Genomic DNA, 5,083 nt, shown 5'->3' with positions numbered 1-5,083 from the left:
AACTGACCACCCGCGTCACTGCTTAAGTGCTCGCTTCCGTGTGGAACGAGCGCTCGCGTGTTCGTGGAAAACCTGCTCGGCTACGCGTGGAATCCGCGCTCGGGTGTCGTGGAATACGCATCTTCAACGACGTGCTCGCCGTGGCTGATGGCCCGGACGGTGCGATTCACTTCCTCGGTTCGGTGGTTTGGGTTGGCAGCGAGTCGGGAGACGCTGTTCTGCAGCAACGGCTGGTCATTGATGGCCAGCAGCGACTGACCACCTGCCTATTGTTGATAATGGCGCTGCGCGACCACCTGAAGCATTCCGGCGCTCAGGTGGCGCCAGCCGACTCGCCCGACGCTTTGCATAACCAGTATCTGGTGAATCCGTACGTCGATAAGCCCGAATTGCAGTCGAAGCTGCAATTGCGTCGGGTGGACAATGAGTGGCTGCAACACCTGCTCCTTGAAGCGCCAGAACCCACGGATCAGCAAAGCCAGGTGCCGTCGAACCTCGACTACCTGCGCAACCTCATCGCCACCGCGGACTCAGCGCGGATTCTAAAGGGCATCCGCCGGCTGATGATCGTTTCAGTGTCACTGTCTCCGGGACAGGACAACCCACAGCTCATTTTTGAAAGCCTCAACTCTACGGGTGTAAAGCTGGCCCAAGCCGACCTCGTCCGCAACTACGTGTTGATGGGGCACCCCGAGCGGGTGCAGACTAACTGGTATCTGAAATACTGGCGCCCGCTGGAAGAAGCCTTTGGCACGAGTTACAGAGCGCTCTTTGACAGTTTCTTGCGCGACTTCCTTACACTAGAGTTGCGACCGGCCAAACCGTTCAAGCTGGAAAACGTCTACGTCGAATTTAAGCGTTGGTATCCGGCTTACCTGAACCGCTCAGAGAACCACGACCAAGCCGTCGGCCAGTTGCAGCGCATGGCGCGCTTTGGGCGCTACTATTGCCTCTTCATGATCGGACCGGACGAATCGCCGAAAATTGAGGCGCGCCTCGCGCGGCTACGCAAGCTCGTTGAGGTGGCCGCCACAACGATCATGGTGTTGTACGAGCGCTTTTATCAAGACAAGACACTGGATGCCGACGAGTTCTGTGAGGCGATCGACACGCTTGAGAGCTACGTATTCCGGCGATCGGTGCTCGGCGCGGAGACGCGAAGCGGCGGCACTGTCTTCTCCAATCTGGCGTCCAAAATTCGCTGCGACGCACCTCTGAAGAGCTTGAAGGCACGGTTGGCGATAATGGGCCGCGGTAAGGAGTTCCCTGGCGATGAGGAGTTCAAACTAGCCCTGACCACTGCCGACCTGTACCACCGGCGAACCTGCTTCTACATGCTTGAGCGACTCACGAATTCCGGCAAGGAGAAGAGCGCGCTCGACGGCCTATCGATCGAACACGTGTTGCCGCAGAAGGCTGAACTGTCTGACGAGTGGAAGGCGATGCTCGGCCATCAGTGGCGCGAGATCCAACAGGAATGGCTGCATCGCTTGGGCAACCTAACGCTCAGTGGATTTAACTCGGAGTTGCAGGCGGCGCCATTCCAAAAAAAGCGCGACCTTAAGCCGGGCGGTTACGCGGACAGCAGCGTCTGGTTGAACCGGGAACTGGCTAAGCTTGATCGCTGGACGCCCTCGGAGATGAACGCGCGCGGTCAACTGCTGGCCGAACTGGCGCTGAAGGTGTGGCCTGCATTGACGGCCGACGATGCCGCGATCAAGAAAGCGCGGTTGGATGACGCCGTACAAGCGGCCGGCGGCAAGACGCGGGCCGACCTGAAATGCGACGGGAGTGTTCAAATGTGGCTGGGCAAGCTCGCCGACTTCGCCGTGGCACTGGGCGACGATGTTACCGAGGTTGTCTCGCCGCGTTCTATTCTGTTCCACGAGCCGGCATGGTTTGCCGAACTGCTACCGCGCGCGAACGGCATCGACATTCGCTTGGCTTGTGAGGCAACGGAACTGGCGACCGTGACCACTGGAGTGCAGGCCACATCTCAATGGGCCCGGATCGCGAACTCGGCGGTGCAGGGGACGGAAGGCTCGACGTACTACGTCAATTCCGACGCCAAGCTTGATGCAGCGTGCGCTTTGATCCGAAAGGCGTACGAGCTTGCGAGCGACGAGGTCAGCTAGGGAACGCATAGGCTCGACAGGGACCGAAGTGAGGCTCAAACTGCTGAGCCTTGCTCCCAACCACAGGTTGGGCACTACTCGTTGGACCGACGAGACGTTAGCGCGGCCGGCCATCCGAGCGGATGAGCCATTGCACGGTGCCGAATGGTTGTTTGTGGAAACGGGCCCTCGCCTGCGGTCCTCCATGGCTGCAAATGAGTCAGAGCGACAGTTAATGCTGCTATGTCGATTGTCCGCAACCAGCTGCAGACCAGACGCTCAGCCGATTTAATTGAATGCCCGCTGGGGGTCGCTTTATGCCTTTTGCATGAAAGACCGCGCCCGCGGCGATCGCCGTGCGTGGTCGTCGGGCACCGGGGAGACGTTCCGGTTGGTGCCCAAAATCGTTGAGATTCGACCACCGAGTGACCGATCTTGTTTTCATGCGCCTCGGTCGGTTACAGCCGATTGAGCAAACCAATACCCGCGCTGCCTATCGCTTACGCCTTCCTGGGTCGCTCACACTACGATGGAACGCGGTATCCGGGCTGAGAAGCCATCTTGCCGACTGAGTCGTCGTCGCCCAATAACGCCCAACGCTCGGCGGCAGGATCGTCGTCGTTATTGAACGCTTCAGGAATGTAACCTTCGTCGAGCACCTTCTCGAATTGTTGAAGCCAATCGAGCGCAGCTTGGCTCGCTTTGCCTTCACACAAAGCCAGCACATCGCGAGGCGCTCGTTCAGCGATCAGTTCAGCAAGTGCCTGAGGTGTCATGGTGGACGACATTACGATATCTGGGTCGCCACGAAGAACCATTTGTTTGGTGCCGGAAGTGTACCGGTAGACATCCTCGTCGAAGCATTCTGGAGGATGAAAGGCACAGCGCCAGTAGAGGCCGGATGGCGCTGCATACGGCAGAATCATCAGCCGACCGTAGCCATGTCGGATCAACCAGATGCCGGCTCGCAGAATGGTCTGTGCGACGATCTTGAAATTTACGCGATCGTCGTCAGTTCCCCGGCCACTAGTCCGGAATTCAGGCAGGTATTTGGCGATGTCCTCATGAGAAACATACCGATCAAATTTCTCGCCATCGATGCGGTGCTTCTCGAAGAAAACGTGAGGTGCAATCAGGACCGTTTCGAAATCGACATAGGCCCCGTACTTCGGATTGTTAAGCCAGTACGTTACTCGTGACTTATATCGTTCTGGCTGTCCCGACGTAAACGAACCATTTTCGAGTTTGTTCTCGATATGGAGGGCAAACGGGCCGCTATTCGGGCGCGAGAACACCACCAATATGTCCGTTTCACTTTGCACGTACTTGACCACGGGCTCGCCGGTTGCCGGGTCAATGGTTTCTTGCGGATGGGTACTCCAGGGGTTATCACTACGAGACCACCGGTACACACCAGCGTCATTGGCGAACCCGGTTCGGGAAAGAAACCAGGTTGTGAATTCCGGGTTTGACTGGAACGCTTGCTCGATGCACTTATCCAGCCGCTTCTCATTGCTTTTGGCCATATCTTCCCCGCTTTCATTCATTGTTTTTCGTGCAGTCGCGCCACATGTGCACGCTCACTTGGTGCCACTCTGGTGCATCCCTGATTTTCAGTGCGTACATCGCAACAGCCATTGCACTCCAAAGCGAGAAGATAGCCCAGCCACCGGATCTCATCTTCTAGCGTCTTCTCGGCTGGATATATGCAGCGGCCCACACTCCGTCCCTGATGCGCCGGTCCACCGTGACGGAACGGGCTGGTGCGCGGCCACGCAAGGCCACTCCGGAGGAGTTCGTCTGTCTCATATGGGTCTCGTGCTCGTCGAGTGCAAGCTGTGGCGCAACCCCGAAGCTCGCCGCGAGGTAATTGCGCAGTTGTCCGCTCCTGCCTGATCGATAGCGGTCATGTCCATGCATTGAGTCGGGGCCCCGGCACTTCGGCTCGTCGGCGCGTTGCACTACGCCAGAACAGCAAAGTGCGGTCTGGCTCCGGCGGCTGCCACCGAAGATCGACTCACTGTAATCGCTTAACGGCTGCACGCTCGCAAAAGGTCAATCCTGCATTCAGGCGCTGCGGAATAAATGGTGCATCCGGTACGTTTTTCTGGTGTCCAGCAACGACCGCAGCATCTGATGGCTCAGCGATGCCCCACTTTCAAGGGCACACAAGCACATGGGGCTGCCGCCGGCGCGGGGCGAGTCCACCACTCCGCGTCGTCGAACGCAGTGAGTTCATCAGATGAACGACGATCCCGATCCCGCAGCAGCGTCAGGCTTCAGCGAGCTGGAGCTGGGTGCGCTATCGGCATTCGTTGACGGCGAATTGCCGGCAGCGATGGGCCAGGCACTGGGCGCCCGGTTGGCCGTCGACCGGCGTGCTGCGAACGTCGTCGCCCACTATCGCGCGCAGCGGGCTGCCTTGCGTGCGCTGTACGCTGTTCCCGCAGCAGGCGCGGGCGGGCCGCGTGTGGTGCTATTCGCGCCCATGGACTGGTGGCGTCGCACGGCGCTCGCCGCCAGCTCGCTTGCAGCCGGCGCTGCCATCGTCTGGCTCGCCGGGACCGCTGGTGTGATTTCACCGCATGGTGCACCAACTGCCACGCAGGCCTCATTCGCCGAGCAGGCCGACCTCGCGTACGCGGTCTACGCGCCTGAGAGGCGTTATCCGGTTGAGGTCACTGCTGCACACGAGGGGGCGCTCGTCGGCTGGCTCTCGAAACGCCTGAATCGTCCGCTTACCGTGCCGTCGCTGCAGGAGTACGGCTATGCGCTCCTGGGTGGCCGGCTGTTGCCGGGCGCAGCCGGGCCTGCCGCGCAATTCATGTACGAGGACGGGACCGGCGCGGAGCAATCGTCAAGACTGGTGTACGCGGGTCGGGCGGCATGATCAGGCGGCCAGCGCTTGAGGAGCCGGTGTGCTTTCTATCACCGGAGTGCCGTCCTTGAAGGGAATGCCCTTCAGAAGC

General features: G+C 59.6%; 3 protein-coding genes. 2 read left to right on the top strand and 1 reads right to left on the bottom strand.

The window, feature by feature from the left end; all coding sequences use genetic code 11:
- Positions 1-86 precede the first annotated feature (86 nt).
- The gene (locus L5014_RS38935) at positions 87-2,135 is read left to right on the top strand and encodes a GmrSD restriction endonuclease domain-containing protein (RefSeq protein WP_238469047.1); all 2,049 of its coding nucleotides are present in this window, start codon (positions 87-89) and stop codon (positions 2,133-2,135) included.
- 503 nt (positions 2,136-2,638) lie between these two features.
- Here the strand turns inward: L5014_RS38935 and L5014_RS38235 are convergent.
- A complete protein-coding gene (locus tag L5014_RS38235) occupies positions 2,639-3,661 on the bottom strand; it encodes a hypothetical protein (RefSeq protein ID WP_238469046.1) in 1,023 nt (340 codons plus the stop codon).
- A 695-nt stretch (positions 3,662-4,356) separates the two neighbouring features.
- Between L5014_RS38235 and L5014_RS38230 the strand changes: the two genes are divergently transcribed.
- Positions 4,357-5,004: an anti-sigma factor family protein gene (locus L5014_RS38230; RefSeq protein WP_238469045.1), complete on the top strand. Its 648-nt coding sequence runs from the start codon at positions 4,357-4,359 to the stop codon at positions 5,002-5,004.
- The last annotated feature ends 79 nt before the right edge of the window (positions 5,005-5,083 follow it).

This window comes from Paraburkholderia tagetis, assembly GCF_022213065.1.
GTDB classification, from domain to species: domain Bacteria; phylum Pseudomonadota; class Gammaproteobacteria; order Burkholderiales; family Burkholderiaceae; genus Paraburkholderia; species Paraburkholderia tagetis.
Note: the sequence above shows the minus strand (reverse complement) of the source record. Positions and strands in the feature narration are given on the sequence as shown.

Coding starts and splice junctions, on each gene's coding strand:
- L5014_RS38235 (WP_238469046.1), bottom strand. CDS start 3,661: ATGAATGAAAGCGGGGAAGATATGGCCAAAAGCAATGAGAAGCGGCTG.
- L5014_RS38230 (WP_238469045.1), top strand. CDS start 4,357: ATGAACGACGATCCCGATCCCGCAGCAGCGTCAGGCTTCAGCGAGCTG.